General features: G+C 71.0%; 16 protein-coding genes. 5 read left to right on the plus strand and 11 right to left on the minus strand.

What is annotated here, in order from left to right; all coding sequences use genetic code 11:
• Positions 1-4: 4 nt before the first annotated feature.
• Together O1Q96_RS35160 and O1Q96_RS35165 are read right to left on the minus strand one after the other, a co-directional pair.
• Positions 5-1,975 carry an IucA/IucC family protein gene (locus O1Q96_RS35160; protein ID WP_419586998.1) on the minus strand — a complete coding sequence of 657 codons (1,971 nt, stop codon included), beginning with the start codon at positions 1,973-1,975 and terminating at the stop codon, positions 5-7.
• 224 nt (positions 1,976-2,199) lie between these two features.
• Entirely contained in the window at positions 2,200-3,672 is a 1,473-nt protein-coding gene (locus O1Q96_RS35165) for a diaminobutyrate--2-oxoglutarate transaminase family protein (RefSeq protein WP_419586999.1), read from the minus strand.
• Between the two features lie 327 nt (positions 3,673-3,999).
• On the opposite strand from O1Q96_RS35165, the gene O1Q96_RS35170 reads away from it, so the two are divergent.
• On the plus strand, positions 4,000-5,229 hold the full coding sequence (locus tag O1Q96_RS35170; RefSeq protein ID WP_269252001.1) for a trypsin-like serine peptidase: 1,230 nt from the start codon (positions 4,000-4,002) through the stop codon (positions 5,227-5,229).
• 188 nt (positions 5,230-5,417) lie between these two features.
• Positions 5,418-6,620, plus strand: coding sequence for a trypsin-like serine peptidase (locus O1Q96_RS35175; RefSeq protein ID WP_269252002.1), 1,203 nt, complete (start codon positions 5,418-5,420; stop codon positions 6,618-6,620).
• 79 nt (positions 6,621-6,699) lie between these two features.
• Here the strand turns inward: O1Q96_RS35175 and hflX are convergent, their stop codons facing one another.
• From hflX to miaA, 6 genes are all read right to left on the minus strand, one after another.
• Positions 6,700-8,193 carry a GTPase HflX gene (gene hflX / locus O1Q96_RS35180; RefSeq protein ID WP_269252003.1) on the minus strand — a complete coding sequence of 498 codons (1,494 nt, stop codon included), beginning with the start codon at positions 8,191-8,193 and terminating at the stop codon, positions 6,700-6,702.
• A 183-nt stretch (positions 8,194-8,376) separates the two neighbouring features.
• Positions 8,377-9,891, minus strand: a complete 1,515-nt coding sequence (locus O1Q96_RS35185; protein ID WP_269252004.1) for a M1 family metallopeptidase — start codon at positions 9,889-9,891, stop codon at positions 8,377-8,379.
• 268 nt (positions 9,892-10,159) lie between these two features.
• Positions 10,160-12,292, minus strand: a complete 2,133-nt coding sequence (locus O1Q96_RS35190) for a RelA/SpoT family protein (RefSeq protein ID WP_269252005.1) — start codon at positions 12,290-12,292, stop codon at positions 10,160-10,162.
• Positions 12,293-12,461: 169 nt separating this feature from the next.
• The gene (gene dapF, locus O1Q96_RS35195) at positions 12,462-13,331 is read right to left on the minus strand and encodes a diaminopimelate epimerase (protein ID WP_269252006.1); all 870 of its coding nucleotides are present in this window, start codon (positions 13,329-13,331) and stop codon (positions 12,462-12,464) included.
• Positions 13,332-13,418: 87 nt separating this feature from the next.
• The gene (locus tag O1Q96_RS35200) at positions 13,419-13,940 is read right to left on the minus strand and encodes a hypothetical protein (protein WP_269253858.1); all 522 of its coding nucleotides are present in this window, start codon (positions 13,938-13,940) and stop codon (positions 13,419-13,421) included.
• 108 nt (positions 13,941-14,048) lie between these two features.
• Positions 14,049-14,987 carry a tRNA (adenosine(37)-N6)-dimethylallyltransferase MiaA gene (gene miaA, locus O1Q96_RS35205; RefSeq protein ID WP_269252007.1) on the minus strand — a complete coding sequence of 313 codons (939 nt, stop codon included), beginning with the start codon at positions 14,985-14,987 and terminating at the stop codon, positions 14,049-14,051.
• A gap of 182 nt (positions 14,988-15,169) precedes the next feature.
• Here miaA and O1Q96_RS35210 point away from each other — a divergent pair, with 182 nt between their 5' ends.
• Both O1Q96_RS35210 and O1Q96_RS35215 read left to right on the plus strand, forming a co-directional pair.
• Positions 15,170-15,472 carry a hypothetical protein gene (locus O1Q96_RS35210; protein WP_269252008.1) on the plus strand — a complete coding sequence of 101 codons (303 nt, stop codon included), beginning with the start codon at positions 15,170-15,172 and terminating at the stop codon, positions 15,470-15,472.
• 25 nt (positions 15,473-15,497) lie between these two features.
• Positions 15,498-15,782 (plus strand): antitoxin, encoded by a 285-nt coding sequence (locus tag O1Q96_RS35215; protein ID WP_269252009.1) that lies wholly within the window; start codon positions 15,498-15,500, stop codon positions 15,780-15,782.
• Between the two features lie 211 nt (positions 15,783-15,993).
• On the opposite strand, the gene O1Q96_RS35220 is transcribed toward O1Q96_RS35215, so the two are convergent.
• Genes O1Q96_RS35220 through miaB form a run of 3 tightly spaced genes read right to left on the minus strand, consistent with a single transcriptional unit; the run spans position 15,994 to position 18,630 of the window.
• On the minus strand, positions 15,994-16,779 hold the full coding sequence (locus O1Q96_RS35220) for a class III extradiol dioxygenase subunit B-like domain-containing protein (protein WP_269252010.1): 786 nt from the start codon (positions 16,777-16,779) through the stop codon (positions 15,994-15,996).
• 34 nt (positions 16,780-16,813) lie between these two features.
• Positions 16,814-17,080: a hypothetical protein gene (locus tag O1Q96_RS35225; RefSeq protein ID WP_217459591.1), complete on the minus strand. Its 267-nt coding sequence runs from the start codon at positions 17,078-17,080 to the stop codon at positions 16,814-16,816.
• Positions 17,081-17,109: 29 nt separating this feature from the next.
• Entirely contained in the window at positions 17,110-18,630 is a 1,521-nt protein-coding gene (gene miaB, locus O1Q96_RS35230) for a tRNA (N6-isopentenyl adenosine(37)-C2)-methylthiotransferase MiaB (RefSeq protein WP_269252011.1), read from the minus strand.
• Positions 18,631-18,791: 161 nt separating this feature from the next.
• Between miaB and O1Q96_RS35235 the strand changes: the two genes are divergently transcribed.
• Positions 18,792-19,793 (plus strand): TAXI family TRAP transporter solute-binding subunit, encoded by a 1,002-nt coding sequence (locus O1Q96_RS35235; protein WP_269252012.1) that lies wholly within the window; start codon positions 18,792-18,794, stop codon positions 19,791-19,793.
• The last annotated feature ends 87 nt before the right edge of the window (positions 19,794-19,880 follow it).

Genomic DNA, 19,880 nt, shown 5'->3' on the forward strand with positions numbered 1-19,880 from the left:
TTCCTCAGGAATGAAGGGGGTTGGCGATGGTGACGTAGACGGACTGGGTGTCGACGGGGCCGACGAGTTCGTCGAGTCCGTGCAGCCGGGTCAGCAGGTTGGCCTTGCAGCGCAGGACCGGCGAGTCGAGCAGGTGGGCGGGCAGGGTGGTGCGCAGCCGGGCGGGCCCGGAGGCGACGTTGGCCAGGAAGCGGCGGAAGGCGGCCAGCAGCAGTCGTTCGTCGGCCAGGCGCTGGGAGCCGAAGGCGCCGATGAGGCCGAGCACGTTGTTGATGGCGAGGTAGTAGGCGAACCGCTCGTCGGTGACCTCGTCGGAGACGAAGGTGTCGCTGTGCTGGCCGATGCCCGGCAGTCGTTTGTCCAGTTCCGCGCGCCGTGACTCACGGAAGTAGTAGCCCTGGTTGTCGCGGTAGCGGCCGCCCCCCGGCCAGCCCTCCGGGTCCAGCAGGAGCAGGGTGTTCTGCTGGTGTGCCTCCAGCGCGATGCCGGCCTCGCTGTCCAGCCAGAGCACGGGGCGGACGACGTGTTCGAGGTAGCGCAGGAACCACTCCGTGGCGACGGCGCCGCGCGGCCGGCCCGTGCGGCCGGCGAGGCGGGTGACGATATCGGTGAGCCGGGATCGCGTCGTGGGCCTGTTCTGCTCGCCATGCCGATGTCCGGTGGACGCGGCTCGGGGCCTGGGTGAGACGAGTCCGGCGATACAGGAGACGTCGTCCGTCGGGGTGAACGGGTTGTGCCGGATCATCACGTCGAGACCGGGCACGGGGGCGCCGTCCGGGTCGTTCACCGCGAGCCACGCCGGGTCGCGGACGATGTCGAAGCCCGGGTGGGCCGCCTGCCACTGTTCGGCGAGACCGGCGCGCAGCAGGCGGTGGACCTCGACCCCGCGGTGGAACTCCTTGCGGAGGTTCTCCCGGCGGGAGTTGGTGATGCGCAGGCCCAGCGACAGCTTCAGCATCGCGGGGGCGCCTGAGCGGTACAGGGTGCGGACGGAGGAGGTGGGGTGCCACGGGGAGCCGTGGGAACCGAGCTCGCGGAGCAGTCCGGCGTCAAGCAGTTCCGCCGTCTCGGGGCGGTGGCGGACTTCTTGGAGTTGCCAGGGGTGCATCGGCAGCGCGGCGTACCCGTCGGGCAGGTGCAGTCCGGCGCCGGCGAGCCGGGAGGTGAGCTGTTCCGCGGCTACGGGACGGCCGCGCTCGGTCCATGCCGAGTCGGTGGCGAAGGCGGAGGGGGCGACGGCCAGCCAGTGCAGTGCGAAGGAGCCGCGCAACTCTGGCGAGTAGAGCCGGGTTTCGGCCCCGGAGAGTCCTTCGCGGCTCTTGGGGGTGGGGTGGAGCGGGTGCCCGAGCAGCAGCGACTGCTCGGCGGAGAGGAAGAGGTCGGGCCCGTCAGCGGGGTTCTCCCTGCGGTCCGTGATGAACACGACGGTCCGGCGCAGGGAGTCCGCGACCCGGCCGATCAGGTCACCGCCTTCGGCGGAGGCAGGGGTCTCGGCCGGCGCACCCGGCGCGGCGGAGGCGACGGCCTGGGTGGGCGCCCCGTGCGTCGGGGTCTCACGTCCCAGCAGGGCCGCCAGTGTGACGGCGTCGGTGGGCGGATCCTGGTCCGAGGCGTCGGAGAGATGGGGAGGGCCCAGGCGGTGCCATCCCGTGGGGGACCAGTAGTGGACCGGCACGAGGAGGGCTGAGCCACTGGCGGGGAGGGGGATGCGGAGGGTGCCGTCGGCGGGAGCGGTGAGGTCGTGCTCGCGTACCCAGCAGCGCAGCAGGTTCTCAATGGCCGCGGCCTGGGCGGCGGTGTGCGGATCGGGGTGTTCCAGCAGGTCGGTGGTGGCGCCGTGCAACCCTTCGGACTTCTCTGACCCTCCCTTCTGCCGGGGGACCGATTCGGTCCCCTTCCCTAGCGGGAACTGCGTGCCGTGGGCTCCTCGCTCATGGGTGTGGGGACGGCCGTCGGATGCGGGAGTGGCATTCAAGAGTGTTCCTCGGGATGGTTCAGGCTCGTACGGCGACGAACCGGGGCTGTTCCGGCGTGGTGGTACCTGTGCGTTTCCTGGTCGGTGCGGGGCCGACCCGTTCCGAAGACGGCGGAGGGGCGCGGTGCGCGGGGAGGCACCTGCCTCTTGGGGATACCTGGCGGGTATCACCGCGCGGCGGCATTTCCCGGGCTCCGGGCCCGGTCGTGCACCGGATCGCCGCCCTATCCGGAGCGTTCCGACTGTTCGGGGTGCCCGGACACCGGTCGTCGGGCCTCCGCGACACGTGGACCGGTGGGCTCCTTCGCAACCTCCGCCACCGCGTCCGCGAGCCGGTCGAGGACGGCGGTCGCCTGCTCGTCGGTGATCGTGAGCGGTGGCAGCAGCCGCACCACGCTGGAGTGCCGGCCGCCGAGTTCCACGATCAGTCCGCGGCGCAGGCACTCCCGCTGGACGGCGGCCGCCAGTTCGGGCGCGGCGGGAGGCGGTCCTCCGGGAGCGGCGGGCGGCCTGTCGGGGTCCACGAGCTCGACGCCGATCATGAGTCCCCGGCCGCGTACGTCGCCGACGAAGCCGAAGTCGGTCTCCAGAGCGCGGAGTTGGGTGATCATGTGCGCACCGAGTGCGGCGGCCCGCTCGGCGAGTTGGTTCTCACGGACGTACGCGAGGGTCGCGGCGCCTGCCGCCATGGCGAGTTGGTTGCCTCGGAACGTGCCGGCGTGGGAGCCGGGTTCCCACACGTCGAGGTCGTCGCGGTAGACGACCACGGCCAGGGGCAGGCTGCCGCCGATGGCCTTGGAGAGGACCATCACGTCGGGAGTGACGCCACTGTGCTCGACCGCCCAGAAGGTGCCGGTCCGGCCCACCCCCGTCTGCACCTCGTCGGCGATCAGTGCGATGGAGCGCGCCGCCGTGATCTCCCGCATCCGCCGCATCCAGTCGTCGCGGGCCGGAATCACACCGCCCTCGCCCTGCACCGGTTCGAGGATCATGCCCGCCGGGCCCGGCACCCCGGACTTGGGGTCGTCGAGGATGGATTCGGTCCAGCGCGCGGCGAGTTCCGCCCCACGCTCGCCTCCGACACCGAAGGGGCAGCGATAGGGGTGCGGGTAGGGCAGGCGCGCCACCCGCACGTCGGGCGCGCCCCCGGATGCCTCGAGCGCCCCCGCGGTCATCCCGTGGTAGGCGCCGGCGAAGGCGAGGATCCCGCCGCGCCCCGTCGCGGTGCGCACCAGTTTCAGCGCGGCCTCCACGGCATCCGTCCCGGCGGGGCCGCAGAACTGCACGCGCGCGCGGTCGGCGAGACCCGGCGGCAGCGTGCGGAACAGTTCGGTGGTGAAGGCGTCCTTGACGGGTGTGGCCAGGTCGAGGACATGCAGCGGGGCCTCCGAGTCGAGGACCTTGCGGATGGCCTCCAGAACGACGGGGTGGTTGTGGCCGAGGGCCAGAGTGCCCGCCCCTGAGAGACAGTCGAGGTAGCGGCTCCCGTCGGCGCCCTCGATCGTCAGTCCACGGGCTCGTACGGGGACGATCGGCAGGGCGCGCGCATAGGTGCGCGCCGCTGACTCGCGCGCCGACTGCCGCCGCAGGATCCCCTCGTGCGCCGCGCGCGCTCCGGCGTCCTCGTGCAGCGTGCGCGCGCCCGCCGCTTCCTGCGTCGCGGGCGCCACCTCGGGCGCAGACTCCGTCACCGCCACGTCTGTCGGTCCTCCCGCTGTCCAGAGGCGAGTTGCCGGTCCGCCCGGTGGGAGGCGGCAGGGGGATGAACGCAGCCGGAACGTCCCCCGTACGTACCAACGACGAGGACCGCGCGGGGCAACGGCGGAACGTAGATCCTTGCCGTGACGGAACCGTTGCGGGCCCGTCGGAAGTCCCCCACAGCAACGGCATAGTCTGTGTGCCGCTCAGCGATCCTCGCTGATCAGCACCACGGTCCACGCCGGACACGGCCGGGTCCCCGGATCCGTACGAAGTCCCGTGTGGCAGCACAGAGTTGTTCGTTCACCTCCAGGGGGAGTCACACCATGCGACCGATACGCCCGCTCTTCACCGCCCGTCGAGGGAGGAGCCCGCGCCGCAGAACCTCCCCCGTGCTTGCCGCGGTCGGCCTGGCCACCGCGCTGGCGCTGACCGCCACCGCCTGTGACTCGGGTGAGAACGCCGACGCGAGCGCCGAGACGTCGGCCGCCGCGGCCGGCGACGGCAAGATCCAGATCCCGGACGACATCAAGGACAGGCTCAAGGAGCACGGGATCGATGTCGACCAGTGGAAGGGCGGCGCCTGGAAGAACTGGGACCGGGAGGACTGGCTGCGCGAGGCCGGTGACTACATCAACCCGATCATCCAGGGGCTGTGGGACCCGGACCGTATGCGTGAGGCCGAGGACCCGGACCAGGGCAAGGGCGTCGACGAGAACGACCTCTCGGGCGACCAGGGCGTGACCGACCCGGAGCCGGCACCCGTGCAGGCGAAGGCGGTTCCGGCGCGCTATCACGAGAACGCGCCCGAGGCGGGCAAGGTGTTCTTCGACTCCCCCGAGGGCACGATGGTCTGCTCGGCGACCGTGGTCGAGGACCCGGCCAACCCGGGCAGGTCCAACCTCGTGTGGACCGCGGGCCACTGTGTGCACGCGGGCAAGAAGGGCGGCTGGTACCGCAACATCGCCTTCGTGCCCTCGTACAACAACGACGCCATGTCGGCGACGGAGATCACGGGTGCCACCAAGGAGGAGGTCGCTCCGTACGGCGTCTGGTGGGGTGACTGGGCGCAGACCTCGGACCAGTGGATCGAGCAGGGTGGCGCGACGGGCGGTGACGGCGCCTCGTACGACTTCGCCGTCATTCATGTGACCCCGGAGAAGGGCAGCGGCGGCAAGTCCCTGGAGGAGACGGTCGGTTCGGCCCTCCCGGTGGACTTCGACGCTCCGCCCGTGTCGCAGGTCGGGGACATCACCGCGACCGGTTACCCGGCGGCGAAGCCGTTCGACGGGGAGACCATGTACCAATGCGCGGACAAGCCTGGCCGGCTCTCGATCGCCAAGTCCGAGCCGACGATGTACCGCATCGGATGCACCATGACCGGCGGTTCGTCCGGCGGCGGCTGGGTCGCGACGGGCTCGGACGGCAGTCCCGCCCTGGTGTCCAACACCTCCATCGGCCCGGTGACCGCCGGCTGGCTGGCGGGCCCGCACCTGGGCACGGAGGCCAAGGGCATCTACGACTCGGTGAGCAAGAAGTTCGCCGCGCAGCGGTAGCGGTATGAGGACGGACGGCGGCAGGGTGGGCCTCACGGAAACCTTCACCACCCGACCGCCGTTCGTCCCCGACTCCCCGGGCATAGTGGGGTGTCGCGGTGACACAGGCCCCGCGGAGAGCCCTGTTCGAGCTCTCCGCGCCTGTCCCGCAGGTGAGAGATGCACGTTCTATCGGGGGTAACAACACCATGCGTTCCACACGTCCGTCCTTCGCGGGGAGCCGCGGGCGGCGCCGCTTCCTTGCCGCCACCGGACTCGCGGCGGCTCTGATGGTCACCGCCACCGCCTGTGACTCGGGTGACGACAAGGCCGCCGCCGAGAAGTCGGCCGCCACAGGTTCCGGAGCCTCGGGCGCGGACAAGATCGAGATTCCCGCCGACATCGCCGACCGGCTCAAGGAGCACGGGATCGATGTCGACCAGTGGAAGGACGGCGAATGGAAGAACTGGGACAGGGACAAGTGGCTCAGTGAGGCCGAGGACTTCGTCAACCCGGTGATCGCGGGTCTCTGGAAGCCCGAGCGGATGAAGTCCGCCGAGGACCCGGAGAAGACGATCTCCGCGAAGGACGCCGCGGCCCAGCAGGGCGGGAGCGACCCGGCGCCCGCCCCCGTCACGGCGACGCGCGAGAAGACCCCGTACCACGAGAACGCCGCCCCGGTCGGGAAGGTCTTCTTCGACTCCCCCGAGGGTTCGATGGTCTGCTCCGGCACGGTCGTCAAGGACCCGCGCAACCCGGGCAAATCCAACCTCGTGTGGACCGCGGGCCACTGCGTGCACGCGGGCGGTGGCGGCGGCTGGTACCGCAACATCGCCTTCGTGCCCGCCTACAACGACCTCGGCAAGTCCGAGGCCCAGCTCGGCAGGGCCACGCAGCAGGAGATCGCCCCTTACGGCCAGTACTGGGCGGACTGGGCCTCGACCTCGGACGAGTGGATCGAGGGCGGCTCGGAGTCGGGCGGCGCGGGTGCCGCGTACGACTACGCGGTGCTGCACGTGAAGCCCGAGTCCGGCTCCAAGTCCCTTGAGGAGACGGTCGGCAACGCGCTGGACGTGGACTTCTCCACGCCCGCCGCCGCGGACGCGGGCTCCATGGGCGCCTGGGGCTACCCGGCCGCGGCGCCGTACGACGGTCTGATCATGCACAAGTGTGTCGACCGGCCGGGCCGCCTCTCGCTCAGCCCGGGGCTGCCGACGATGTACCGCATCGGGTGCACGATGACCGGCGGTTCGTCCGGCGGCGGCTGGTTCCGTGTCGTCGACGGCAAGACCGTGCTCGTCTCGAACACGTCGATCGGCCCGTCCGACAACACCTGGCTGGCGGGACCGCAGCTGGGCAAGGGCGCCGAGGCGATCTACGACACCATGAGCGAGGAGTACGGCGACAAGTAGGCGCCGTACGACACAACCGAGTCGCGCGTACGACGAAGGCCCGCCCCCTGCGAGAGGGGGCGGGCCTTCGCTCCGTGGATCAGGCCGCGGGCACGGGAACGTACGGAGCGAGCTCCGCCGCCAGTTCCTCGTGCACCCGTACCTTCATCAGCGTGCCCTCCGGGGTGTGCTCCTCGGAGATCACCTCGCCGTCGGTGTGGGCGCGCGCGACCAGCCGGCCGAGTGTGTACGGCACGAGTGCCTCGATCTCGACCGAGGGGTGCGGCAGTTCGACGTCGATGAGCGCGAGCAGCTCGTCGATGCCCTGGCCGGTGCGGGCCGAGACCGCGATGGAGCGCTTCTCGTTCCGCATGAGCCGCTGGAGTACCAGCGGGTCGGCCGCGTCCGCCTTGTTGATCACCACGATTTCGGGCACCTTGGTGGCGCCCACGTCGCGGATGACCTCGCGCACGGCGGCCAGCTGCTCCTCCGGCGCCGGGTGCGAACCGTCGACCACATGCAGGATCAGGTCGGAGTCGCCGACCTCCTCCATCGTGGAGCGGAACGCCTCGACGAGGTGGTGCGGCAGGTGCCGTACGAAGCCGACGGTGTCCGCGAGTGTGTAGATCCGCCCGCTGGGCGTCTCGGCACGGCGGACGGTCGGGTCGAGGGTGGCGAACAGCTCGTTCTGCACCAGGACGCCCGCGCCCGTGAGGCGGTTGAGCAGCGAGGACTTGCCGGCGTTCGTGTAGCCGGCGATCGCCACCGAGGGCACCTTGTTGCGACGGCGCTCCTGGCGCTTGATCTCGCGGCCGGTCTTCATGTCGCCGATCTCCCGGCGCATCTTCGCCATCTTCTCGCGAATACGACGCCGGTCGGTCTCGATCTTGGTCTCACCGGGACCACGGGTGGCGAGGCCGCCGCCCTTGCCGCCGCCCATCTGACGGGACAGCGACTGACCCCAGCCCCGGAGCCTCGGCAGCATGTACTGCATCTGCGCGAGGGCGACCTGCGCCTTGCCCTCTCGGGACTTGGCGTGCTGGGCGAAGATGTCGAGGATCAGGGCCGTACGGTCGATGACCTTGACCTTGACGACGTCTTCGAGGTGGATCAGCTGGCCCGGCGAGAGCTCACCGTCGCAGATGACGGTGTCGGCGCCGGTCTCCAGCACGATGTCCCGCAGCTCGTTGGCCTTGCCGGAACCGATGTACGTGGCCGCGTCGGGCTTGTCCCTGCGCTGGATGACTCCGTCGAGCACGAGCGCTCCCGCGGTCTCCGCGAGGGCGGCCAGCTCGGCCAGCGAGTTGTCCGCGTCGGTCGCGGTCCCCGAGGTCCACACGCCGACGAGCACCACACGCTCCAGACGGAGCTGCCGGTACTCGACCTCGGTGACGTCCTCGAGCTCGGTGGAGAGTCCGGCGACACGGCGCAGGGCCGCACGCTCGGAGCGGTCGAGCTGGTCGCCGTCCCGCTCTCCGTCGATCTCGTGGCTCCAGGCGACGTCCTCTTCCATCAGGGCATCGGCCCGAAGACCGTCGGGGTTGTTCTGCGCGAGGCTCTGTGTGTCCTGGGAAGGGGAAGAAGAGGAGGTCATTGGGTCCTTACGTCGATGGGGATACCTGGGGCGACGGACTTGTGGCCCGTCACTGTTCAGAACGTCCGGGGCCGCCGGGAGATTCCCGCCCGGGGCCGGAGCGCCGTGCCGCCGACCTGAGGCGTCGTCGACGTGAAGATGTTCGCACGGCACGCCCCGTCTCGTCACTCGTATTTCCGGGGGTTACCGGGTGCCCGTCCCGGTCTTCTCCGCCGGCGCCGTGCTGCGCCAGTCAGGGTGTCCCGGCATGGGCGGGGTCTTCTGTCCGTAGAGCCACGCCTTGAAGAAGCCTCTCAGATCACGGCCCGCGATGCCCGAGGCGAGGTGTTCGAAGTCCGCGGTGTCGGCGACGCCGTCGTGGTGGGTGCTCACCCAGGTGCGCTGCAGCCGCTCGAAGGCGGGGCGGCCGATCTCCTGGCGCAGCGCGTAGAGGACGAGGGCGCTGCCGTCGTACACGTTCGGGCGGAAGATGCTCAGTTTCTCGCCGGGCTCGGCCTCCTTGGGTGCGGCGGGCGGACCACCGGCCGCGCGCCAGATGTCGGACGACCGGTACGCGGCCCGCATCCGCGTCTCCATGGGCCGGTCCGCCGTCTCCTCGGCGTAGAGGGCCTCGTACCAGGTGGCGTGCCCTTCGTTGAGCCACAGGTCGGACCAGGTGCGCGGGGAGACGCTGTCGCCGAACCACTGGTGGGCCAGCTCGTGCACCATGATCGACTCGACGTACCACTTCGGGTACTCGGACCGGGTGAAGAGTTCCCTCTCGAAGAGGGAGAGCGTCTGCGTCTCGAGTTCGAATCCGGTCCGCGCCTCGGCGATCAGCAGCCCGTACGTCTCGAAGGGGTAGGCACCGACCTTCTCCTGCATCCAGGCGATCTGGGCGGGTGTCTTCTTGAGCCAGGGTTCGAGCCGTTCGCGGTCCTTGGTGGGCACCACGTCCCGTAGGGGGAGACCGTCGGGGCCGCTTCGGCGCAGCACGGAGGACCGGCCGATGGACACCTGGGCCAGTTCGGTGGCCATGGGGTGCTCGGTGCGGTACACCCAGGTGGTGTCCGTGCCGCGGCGGGTCGCACCGGCGGGCAGCCCGTTGGCGACGGCCGTGTAGTCCTCGGGCGTGGTGACCCGGATGGTGAACATCGCCTTGTCCGAGGGGTGGTCGTTGCCGGGGAAGACACGGTGTCCGGCGTCGGCCTGGTTGGCCATCGCCAGCCCGTCCGCGGTCCGCACCCAGCCGCTCTGCTGGTCCTTCGTGGACACCGGGTTGCTGTCGTGGCTCACGGTGATCCGCGTCCGGACGCCTGACGGCAGTGGTTCGGCGGGTGTGACGACCAGGTCCTCGCCCGCGCTGCGGAACTCCGCGGGCTCTCCGTCGACCTCGACGGATCGCACTGCCCCGTGCGAGTAGTCAAGATTGACGTGCTCCAGCCGGTCTGTCGTCCGGGCGTCGATGGTGGTGACGGCCGGCAGCGGCTTGCTGTTGCTGCCGGGATAGGTGAAGGCCAGGTCGTACGCCATGACGTCGTATCCGGGGTTGCCCAGGTGCGGGAACAGACGGTCGCCGATACCGAGCGGTACCGGGGCCGGGGCGCTCGCGGCGACGAGGCAGACGGAGACGGCGGAGGCGAGGAACGCCGTCCTCAGCTGTCGGGAAGGCCGCGGGCGTGGCGTCGCGGTGCGGGGGGTCGTGAGGGTGCGCAGCATGGACCACGGCTATCAGCGCCCGCCCGCCTCGCGGTGACGACTCGCGTCGGGCCCACCCGAACGGGCTCTTCGGCGTGACCTCCGAGGTCCGGGACGGGAGCGGGGACGGGATGCCGGTCGCGACACCGCATGGGCGGATGTGCCGAGGGTGCGCCGAGCGGGCCGAAGGGTCGCTGATCGGACGGATGTGCGGGCGGGCGGCCGCAGGGCCGACGCGCGGGCCGTCGGATGTCCGACGGTCGCGGTGCCGCGGCCGCCCGGTGGTCCTCTACGGAGTCGTCGACGGGTGCTGGGCGCGGCTCACGTCGAACACGCCCGGCACATCGCGCATCGCCCGCATGAGCGCGGGGAGGTGTGCCGCGTCCGGGAGCTGCAGCGTGTAGGTGTGACGTACGCGCTGCTGGCTGGGCGGTTCGACGGTCGCCGAGACGATGGCGACGCCCTCCAGGGCGATGGCCTCGGTGAGGTCGGCGAGGAGGTGGGGCCGGCCGAAGGACTCGGCGAAGAGCGTGACACGGCACTCGGTGGTGTCGCCCCAGCGCACGTCGACCTCCGCACGCCCCACGCTCTTCATGCGCTCCACCGCGGGGCACTCGACGCGGTGCACGGTCACCACTCCCCCGCGTACGGAGAATCCGGTGATCGCGTCGGGCGGTACCGGCGTACAGCAGCCCGCGAGGCGTACCGTCGCGCCGGGCTGGTCGACGACGACGTCCGCGGCGGCCGGACGCGCGGCGGGCCCGTCCGCGGCGGGGCGGCGGGTCGCGGCAGGGGCTTCGGACGGCGTGGCCGGTGACGGGTGCGCGGCCAGCCAGCGGGTGATGGCGATCCGCGCGACGGGAGTGTGCGCGTGCTCCAGCCACTCCCTGGAGGGCTCCGAGGACGGGTCCTGCCCCATGAGCAGCTGCACGGTGTCGCCGTCGCTCAGGACCGTGCTCAGTCTCGCCAGGCGGCCGTTGACGCGGGCGCCGATACAGGCGTGCGCGTCCTCGCCGTACTGGGCGTACGCGGCGTCCACGCAGCTGGCGCCCGCGGGCAGCCCGAGCGTGCCCCCGTCGGGGCGGAACACGGTGATCTCCCGGTCCTGGGCGAGGTCCTCGCGCAGGGTGGACCAGAACGTGTCGGGGTCCGGCGCGGCCTCCTGCCAGTCGAGGAGGCGGGACAGCCAGCCGGGACGGGTGGGGTCGGCGCGCTCACCGTCGGCGGGGCGGGAGCCGTCGCCGTCGGTCTGCTCCTCCGCGGGAGACGCGTAGGGATTGCCGAGCGCGATGACGCCGGCCTCGGCGACCTTGTGCATCTGGTGCGTACGGATGAGGACTTCGGCGACCTGCCCGTCGGGGCGGGCGACGGCGGTGTGGAGCGACTGGTACAGGTTGAACTTGGGGACCGCGATGAAGTCCTTGAACTCCGAGACCACCGGCGTGAGACAGGTGTGCAGCTCGCCGAGGACCCCGTAGCAGTCGGCGTCCTCGTTCACGAGCACCAGCAGGCGTCCGAAGTCGGAGCCGCGCAGCTCGCCCCGTTTGCGGGAGACGCGGTGCACGGAGACGAAGTGCCGGGGCCTGATGAGGACTTCGGCCTGCAGACCGGCTTCGCGCAGGACGCCGCGCACCTCTTCGGAGATCTCGGCGAGGGGGTCGTCGGTGCGTGAGGCGTTCTTGACGATGAGTTCGCGGGTGTGCGCGTACTCCTCGGGCCGCAGGATCGCGAAGACCAGGTCTTCGAGTTCGGTCTTCAGCGCCTGGACGCCGAGACGTTCGGCGAGCGGGATCAGGACGTCCTTCGTCACCTTGGCGATGCGCTCCTGCTTCTCGGGGCGCATGACTCCGAGGGTGCGCATGTTGTGCAGCCGGTCGGCGAGCTTGATCGACATCACGCGTACGTCGCTGCCGGTGGCGACGAGCATCTTGCGGAACGTCTCGGGCTCGGCGGCCGCTCCGTAGTCGACCTTCTCCAGCTTCGTCACGCCGTCGACGAGGTAGCGGACCTCCTCGCCGAACTCCTCGCGCACCTGATCGAGCGTCACGTCCGTGTCCTCGACGGTGTCGTGGAGGAGGGACGCGGTCAACGTCGTGGTCTCCGCGCCGAGTTCGGCCAGAATCAGGGTCACGGCGAGGGGGTGGGTGATGTACGGCTCACCGCTCTTGCGCATCTGGCCGCGGTGCGAGGACTCGGCGAGCACGTACGCGCGGCGCAGCGGGTCCAGGTCGGCGTCGGGGTGGTGGGCCCGATGGGCCTCGACCACGTGGCCGATCGCGTCGGGCAGCCGGTGGCGGGCCGCGGGCCCCAGGAGAGCGGCCCGGCCGAGACGTCGCAGATCGATCCGGGGGCGGCCCCGCCTGCGCTGAGCCCCGGGCGTGATGGGGCCGGGCGTCGCGGGGTTCGTGGCCTCCGCACTCATGGGCACCTCCGGCTGCGTCGACCGGCGGACGGGGTGCCCCATGGCATGTGCGGCTCTGGGGATGGCGTCGTTCCCCCGTCCGGGCCGGTCCTTGATGCTACCGAGCCCACCACGCCCGACCGACCGCCTCTCGCCGAGCGTGAAACGGATCACCCATTCGAGCGAAGGTTCAGGGGGTCGCGTTTTCGAGCCACCCGGTGTCGATCTCACCCTCTGCGACGATCGCCGCGGGCCCGGTCATCTCGATCTCGCCGTCGGTCCGCTCGGTGATCACGAGTCGGCCGCCGGGCACGTCGACGGTGTATGTCGCCGGGACACCGGTCACGGCGGGGTCGGCGCCGTCCCTGCGCGCCGCCGCCACCGCCACGGCACACGCGCCCGTACCGCACGACCGGGTCTCGCCGGAACCCCGCTCGTGGACACGCAGAGCAACGTGATGAAAGCCACGGTCGACGACGAACTCGACGTTCACACCGTCCGGGTACGCGGAGGCCGGGGTGAAGGGCGGAGCGGCGTACAGATTCCCGGCGTGGTCGAGGTCCTCCACGAAGGCGACCGCGTGGGGGTTGCCCATGTTCACGTTGCGTGCGGGCCAGCTGCGCTCGCCGACGGACACGGTGACGTTCCCCTCGGGGAGGCGTGCCTTGCCCATGGCGACGGTGATGTCGCCCTCCTTGGCGATGTGCACGCTCTTCACGCCTGCGCGCGTGGCGACCGCGATGTCGCCTTCGGCCACATGTCCGGCACGCTGGAGGTAGCGGGCGAACACACGCACTCCGTTGCCGCACATCTCCGCGATCGAGCCGTCGCCGTTGCGGTAGTCCATGAACCATTCCGCTTCGGCCGCCATCGACCGGGCCTCGGGGTGCGCGGCGGACCGTACGACGTGCAGGAGACCGTCACCGCCGATGCCCGCGCGGCGGTCGCACAGAGCCGCGACGGCGGCCTGAGGCAGGGCGACGGTGTTCTCGGGGTCAGGGATGATCACGAAGTCGTTCTCGGTCCCATGGCCCTTGAGGAAGGCGATCCGCGTGCTCATTCCTCGATCGTAAGGGCTCGGCAGGACAGCCGGGCCTGGCGGTCCGGCAGGCGGACCGCGCCCGGGCGAACCAGCGGGCGGCGACGCTCAGCGCAGGCGGGCCACGCGCCACACGGCGAGGACCACGACCGCGGCGACGACCACGGCGTACGCGATCACGACGCGCCAGTCCGGGCGGCGGCCGGAACCGCGCTGCGGCAGGCCGGGCCACGTGTAACCCACGCGGCGGGCGGCCATCATGCCCCAGCCGGCGGCGCACGACGAGATCAGCAGGCCGAGCATGGCGATCATGGCCCCGCTGTCGCCGAAGTCGAAGGCGAGCGGGAAGGCGAACATCAGGGAGCCGAGCGCGGCGAGACTCACGATGGGCGCGAGCTGCCAGATCCGCATACGGCGCTGCGGGCGCAGTTCGACCTCGACCTCGGGACCCGCGAACATCTCGTCGGGCTCGGGTCCGTCGGCGGTGACACCATCGGTGCTCTCGTCGGGCCCGTCCGGGCTCAGCCGGTCCCCGTCGGGGTCCTGCTGATCCTGTGCGGTGTCGTGCGCTCCGCTGCCCGCGGTGCTCGGTTCCGCGCCTTGTGTGGTGTCACGGGGGCCGGCCTCCATCGCCACGCGCCCTCCCAACTCGGACTCCACTTGGTCGATCGAAGCTCGATGATGGCACGGTCCCGGAGGCCCGGATGACGGCCAGAGCGTCCCGATGCCATGACGTGATCAGGCTGTGACCGGTCGTTCGACCAACGCCAGTGCGAGCTGCGGAAGTTCTGTGAGATCCGCCGCAGCCCCACTGAGCCAATGCACCCGTGGGTCGCGTCTGAACCAGGAATCCTGACGGCGCGCGAAGCGCTTGGTGGCACGGACCGTCTCGGCGCGCGCCTCGTCGTCGGTGCACTCCCCGGCGAGCGCCGCGAGCATCTGCTGGTAGCCGAGGGCGCGCGATGCCGTACGCCCCTCGCGCAGCCCCTGCGCCTCCAGTGCGCGCACTTCCTCGCCGAGGCCTCCCTCCCACATGCGGTCCACGCGGCGGGCGATGCGCTCGTCGAGCTCGGGGCGCGCCACGTCGACGCCGATCTGCAGGGTGTCGTAGACGGAGTCGTGTCCTGGGAGGTTGGCGGTGAAGGGCCTGCCGGTGATCTCGATGACCTCGAGGGCCCGGACGATACGACGGCCGTTGCTCGGCAGGATCGCGTGGGCCGCCTCGGGGTCGGCGACGGCCAGCCGGGCGTGCAGGGCGCCGGAGCCCCTCAGGGTGAGCTCCTCCTCCAGGCGGGCCCGCACCTCGGGATCCGTCCCGGGGAACTCCAGGTTGTCGACGGCCCCCCGGACGTACAGGCCGGAGCCGCCGACGAGGACCGGCCAGCGGCCCTCCGCGAGCAGGGCGTCGATGCGGCCGCGCGCGAGCCGCTGGTACTCGGCGACGCTCGCCGTCACCGTCACGTCCCAGATGTCCAGGAGATGGTGGGGAATGCCACCGCGTTCCTCGGGCGTCAGTTTGGCGGTGCCGATGTCCATCCCCCGGTAGAGCTGCATCGAGTCGGCGTTGACGACCTCACCGCCGAGGCGCTGAGCGAGGTGGACGCCGAGATCGGACTTTCCTGCCGCGGTGGGACCCACGACGGCGATGACCCGCGGAGCGGGGGCTGCACTACTCACCGCAACAGTCTCGCAAACCTCGGGACCACTTCTCGAACGAGCTACGTGACGGCGGGGGTCCGGGGTCGTTGCCTGTTCGAGGTTCCAGCCGCCGGTTTTGAGGGCCGGTGACCCCGGGCGACGCAATGGGACGCACCGGGCGACGCGGAATTTCGCCCACACGAGTAGGGTATGGAGACGATATGGGTGTTTTTGCACGGCTTCTTGGCAGGGATGGGTCCAAGTCCAAGGAATCGAAGGAAACGTCAACCGCCGAGTCGCAGAGCGACACCCTGACAGCCGGATCCGAAGCGGAGGCCGAGGAAGCGGCCAAGGGGTCGGAGGGGGCCGAGGCCCCCGCCGAGGCCGCGGCGGAAGCCGGAGCGGAAGCTGCGACTGTGACTGCGGAGGCCGAGGAGTCCGCGGCGGAGGCCGTCGACATTCCCAAGCAGCAGTCCGCCGAGGAGGCGGTCGACAGCGAGGCCGGCGAGGGCGCCCGCAAGTGACTGTTCCCGCGAGGGAAGGTGAACCATGGGTCTCCTGGACAGCTTGAAGGCCAGGCTCGTGCCGGCCAGGGAGAAGGTCTCTGACTTCGCGCAGCAGCACGAGGGCAGGATCGTCAAGATCGAACATGGTCTCGACAAGGCCGCGAAACTGGCCGACGAGAAGACCAAGGGCAAGTACAGCGACAGGATCCAGACCGGCACGGGCAAGGCCAAGGGTGCCCTGGACCGGCTCGCGCACAAGGAGAACGGCGGCCCGGACGGTGGCGCGACGCCTCCGTCGCCCCCGCCGGCACCGCCCTCGGCATCCTGAGCGACACCACATCGGCGGACGGCCCCGGAGCACGTACGGCTCCGGGCCGTCCGCCGTGTTCATGCGGTACGTCACGGCCCGAGGACCTTCGTGCCCGTTCAGGGACGCGATGAGCGGGCCCTGCGCTCAAGCCGCGCGCCCCCTTCCGGCTCCCGGCTCCCGGCTCCCGGCTCCCGGCTCCCGGCTCCCGGCTCCCGGCTCCCGGGGGACGCTACGACCAGGCCGCCACCATGTACCCCACGCCGTAGGGCGCGTCCACGTACAACAGGGCGCCCCCGAGTCCCGCCTCCTCCGCCGCGCCCGCGAGGACCTGCCAGGAGGCCCACCCGGAGGCCTGCAGCACGTACGCCAGCTCGGCGTCCAGCGCCTTGAGAGCGGCCACGTCCGCCGCGCCCAGGGCGCGCGCGACCTCCGCGTCGAAGCCCGCCGCCCGCTCGTCCAGGTAGCCAGGCGCCTTGAGCGTGCGGCACGCGCTGGCGTCGCCCATGACCAGCAGGGCCACTCGCCCGGTCTGCGCGGCGATGTCCCTCCCTGCCTGGATACACCGCTCGGCGGCGAGAGGTTCCCCCACGCCGAGGCCTTCCACGGGGGCGTCGGACCAGTCGGTACGAGCGAGGAGCCACGCGGCGACCGCCAGCGAGGGAGGCAGTACGCGTCCGGCGCGCTCGGGCGAGAGCGAGGGCGTGGACGTGAACGCGGCCGGGTCCTCCGACGCTGTGGCCCGGTCCCCGCCGAGACGCGCGCTGTTCCCGCCGAGCCGCACGTCGAGATCCACTCCGAAGCCGCGGAACGAACCACGTGAGCCCTCGGGGTGCGGTCCGCGCCCGTCCTGCCCGGCGGGCCCCACTACCACCAGCCGGTCCGGGCGCGCGGCGGCCAGCACCCCCAGGGCGTCCGTGCACGCGGCACGCGCGGCGTCCAGTTCGGGTGCGGCCCCCGCGGCGACGTCGGGCACGAGCAGGGGCGGACAGGGGCACACGGCGGCGGCGACAAGCATGATCGGCAGCGTAACCCCGTACAACGGCCGAGCGTCACTCCTCGATGAGGACGTCCGTGAGGTCGATGACGGTCAGGAGGAGCACCACGAGCTTGCCGTCACTGATCACGTACTCGACGAACAGGTTCCGGGAAAGGGCTATCTCGCGGGTCGCCTCGTCACCGCCCACGGAGTGCGACAGCTTGTGCCTCGGGTCCGTCACCAGTATGGCCAGCCCGCGGTCCAGGATCTCCCGGCGTTCGACGGGGAGGCTGTCCCGCACGCGGGCTGCGCGCTCGGTGAACTCCACGCTGTACGGCATGAGGGACCCCTTTCCGGCCCGTGACGCGGTCAGTCGCGGCCGCAGCCGCCGCCCGCGGCGACGGGCAGCGGTTCGGGTGCGCCGACCTTCGGGAGCCCCAGCATGACGCCGGCGGGCTTGGCGGCCTCGGCGGTGTTGCGCTTCTCCCAGGCGTCCCCCGCGCGCGTGCGGCGCACTTCGAGGACGGCGCCCTCGGCGAGCAGGTGGTGCGGAGCGGCGTACGTGATCTCCACGGTGACGACGTCGCCGGGGCGCACTTCGGTGTCGGGCTTGGTGAAGTGCACCAGGCGGTTGTCGGCGGCGCGGCCGGAGAGGCGGTGCGTGGCGCCGTCCTTGCGGCCCTCGCCCTCGGCGACCATCAGCTCCAGGGTGCGGCCGACCTGCTTCTTGTTCTCGTCCCAGGAGATCTCCTCCTGAAGGGCGACGAGACGCTCGTAGCGCGCCTGCACGACCTCCTTGGGGATCTGCCCCTCCATGGTGGCCGCGGGGGTGCCGGGGCGCTTGGAGTACTGGAACGTGAAGGCCTGGGCGAAGCGGGCCTCGCGGACCGCGTGCAGGGTCTGCTCGAAGTCCTCCTCGGTCTCGCCGGGGAAGCCCACGATGATGTCGGTGGTGATCGCGGCGTGCGGGATCGAGGCGCGCACCTTGTCGATGATTCCGAGGAACCGTTCCTGGCGGTACGAGCGGCGCATGGCCTTCAGGACCGTGTCCGAGCCGGACTGCATCGGCATGTGCAGCTGCGGCATGACGTTCGGTGTCTCGGCCATCGCGGCGATGACGTCGTCCGTGAAGTCCCGCGGGTGCGGCGAGGTGAAGCGGACGCGCTCCAGGCCCTCGATCTTCCCGCAGGCCCGCAGCAGCTTGCTGAAGGCCTCGCGGTCGCCGATGTCGGAGCCGTAGGCGTTCACGTTCTGCCCGAGCAGCGTGATCTCGGAGACGCCCTCGCCGACCAGGGCCTCGATCTCGGCGAGGATGTCGCCGGTCCTGCGGTCCTTCTCCTTGCCGCGCAGCGCCGGGACGATGCAGAAGGTGCAGGTGTTGTTGCAGCCGACGGAGATGGACACCCAGGCGGCGTACGCGCTCTCGCGGCGGGTCGGCAGCGTCGACGGGAACGCTTCGAGCGACTCGGCGATCTCGACCTGCGCCTCTTCCTGGACGCGGGCGCGCTCCAGGAGGACGGGGAGTTTGCCGATGTTGTGCGTGCCGAAGACGACGTCCACCCAGGGCGCCTTCTTCACGATGGTGTCGCGGTCCTTCTGGGCGAGACAGCCGCCGACGGCGATCTGCATGCCGGGCCGCTTCGTCTTCATCGGGGCGAGCCTGCCGAGGTTCCCGTAGAGACGGTTGTCGGCGTTCTCTCGCACCGCGCAGGTGTTGAAGACGACGACGTCGGCGTCACCGTCGGAGCCCTCGGCGGCGCGTACGTAACCGGCGTCCTCCAGGAGGCCCGAGAGCCGCTCGGAGTCGTGGACGTTCATCTGACATCCGTAAGTGCGCACTTCATACGTTCTCGTCAGGTCCACTGCCCGGCTCCGGTCGCTGCTGCTCATGCGACAAGGGTAGGTGGTGCCCGGAGTACGTCCCGCCCCGGAGCGGCGGGCCGGCTCGTGGAGGCCTGTCGCGCTTCCCGCGGCCGCCGCTGCGGGGCCGTGTACGCGTCCGAAGAGCCAGGCCTGGTCATCGGGGCCGGTGAGCTGGCAGGATCGCGCGCATGTTCCAGGCGATCCCCTCCATCGGCAGACGCCGAGCCCTGCAGGGTTCGGCCGCCGCCTTCGTGGCCTTCGGGCTGCTGCTGTGGTGGCTGCTGCCCCTGGACGAGAGCTCTCCGGACGGGAAGGTGGTCTTCAGCACGGGGACTCCGAGCGGTGTGTACCAGCTGTACGGGGAGCTGCTGCAGGAGGCGCTCGCCAAGGACATGCCGCGCCTGGACGTGGACCTGGAGCAAAGCGACGGTTCGCAGGAGAACGTGCAGAAGGTGGCCACAGGAAAGGCCGATTTCACCATCGCGGCGTCCGACGCGGTGGAGAAGTACAAGGACGAGGGCGGACGCGGCGCGGACCGGTTGCGCGGCTGCGTGCGTCTGTACGACGACTACGTGCACGTGGTCGTTCCCCGCAAGTCCCCCGTGCACTCCATCGCGCAGCTGAAGGGCAAGCGGGTGGGGGTGGGGCAGGAGGCTTCCGGCGTGCGCCTGATCGCGGACCATGTACTGGCGGCGGCCGGCCTCGATCCGCGTAAGGACATCCAGCCGGTGCCCAAGGGCATCCAGGAAGTGCCGAAGCTGCTCGAATCGGGGAAGATCGACGCGTTCTTCTGGTCCGGCGGGCTCCCGACCAGCGCCGTCAGCAAACTCTCGGACCGCTTCGACATCAAACTGGTCCCGATCGGGGCCGACCTGGTCCAGAAGCTGCACAAGCCGGACGGGAGGTCCAGTTTCTACCGGGCCGCCCTGATGCCGGCCGACACCTACACCGACGGGGCCGAGAACGATGCCGGCGTACCGACGCTGGCGGTGGCGAACCTTCTGGTGACGCGGGCCGGTACGGACGCGACACTCGCCGAGGGGATCACCCGCACGGTGATCGACAGCCGCGACCGCATCGGTGAGGAGGTGCACGCCGCCCAGCGCGTGGACCTGCGGACCGCCATCTACACCGACCCTCTGCAACTTCACGAGGGCGCACGCCGCTACTACCGCTCGGTCAAGCCGTAGCGGCGATCGAGCTGTGAGGCGGTCCGGCCGCGGCGCGGGGCCCCGCCCGGCCCTGGACGGCGAAACGGCTCCGGCAGACGCCGTGTA

This window comes from Streptomyces aurantiacus (genome assembly GCF_027107535.1).
Taxonomy (GTDB): Bacteria; Actinomycetota; Actinomycetes; order Streptomycetales; family Streptomycetaceae; genus Streptomyces.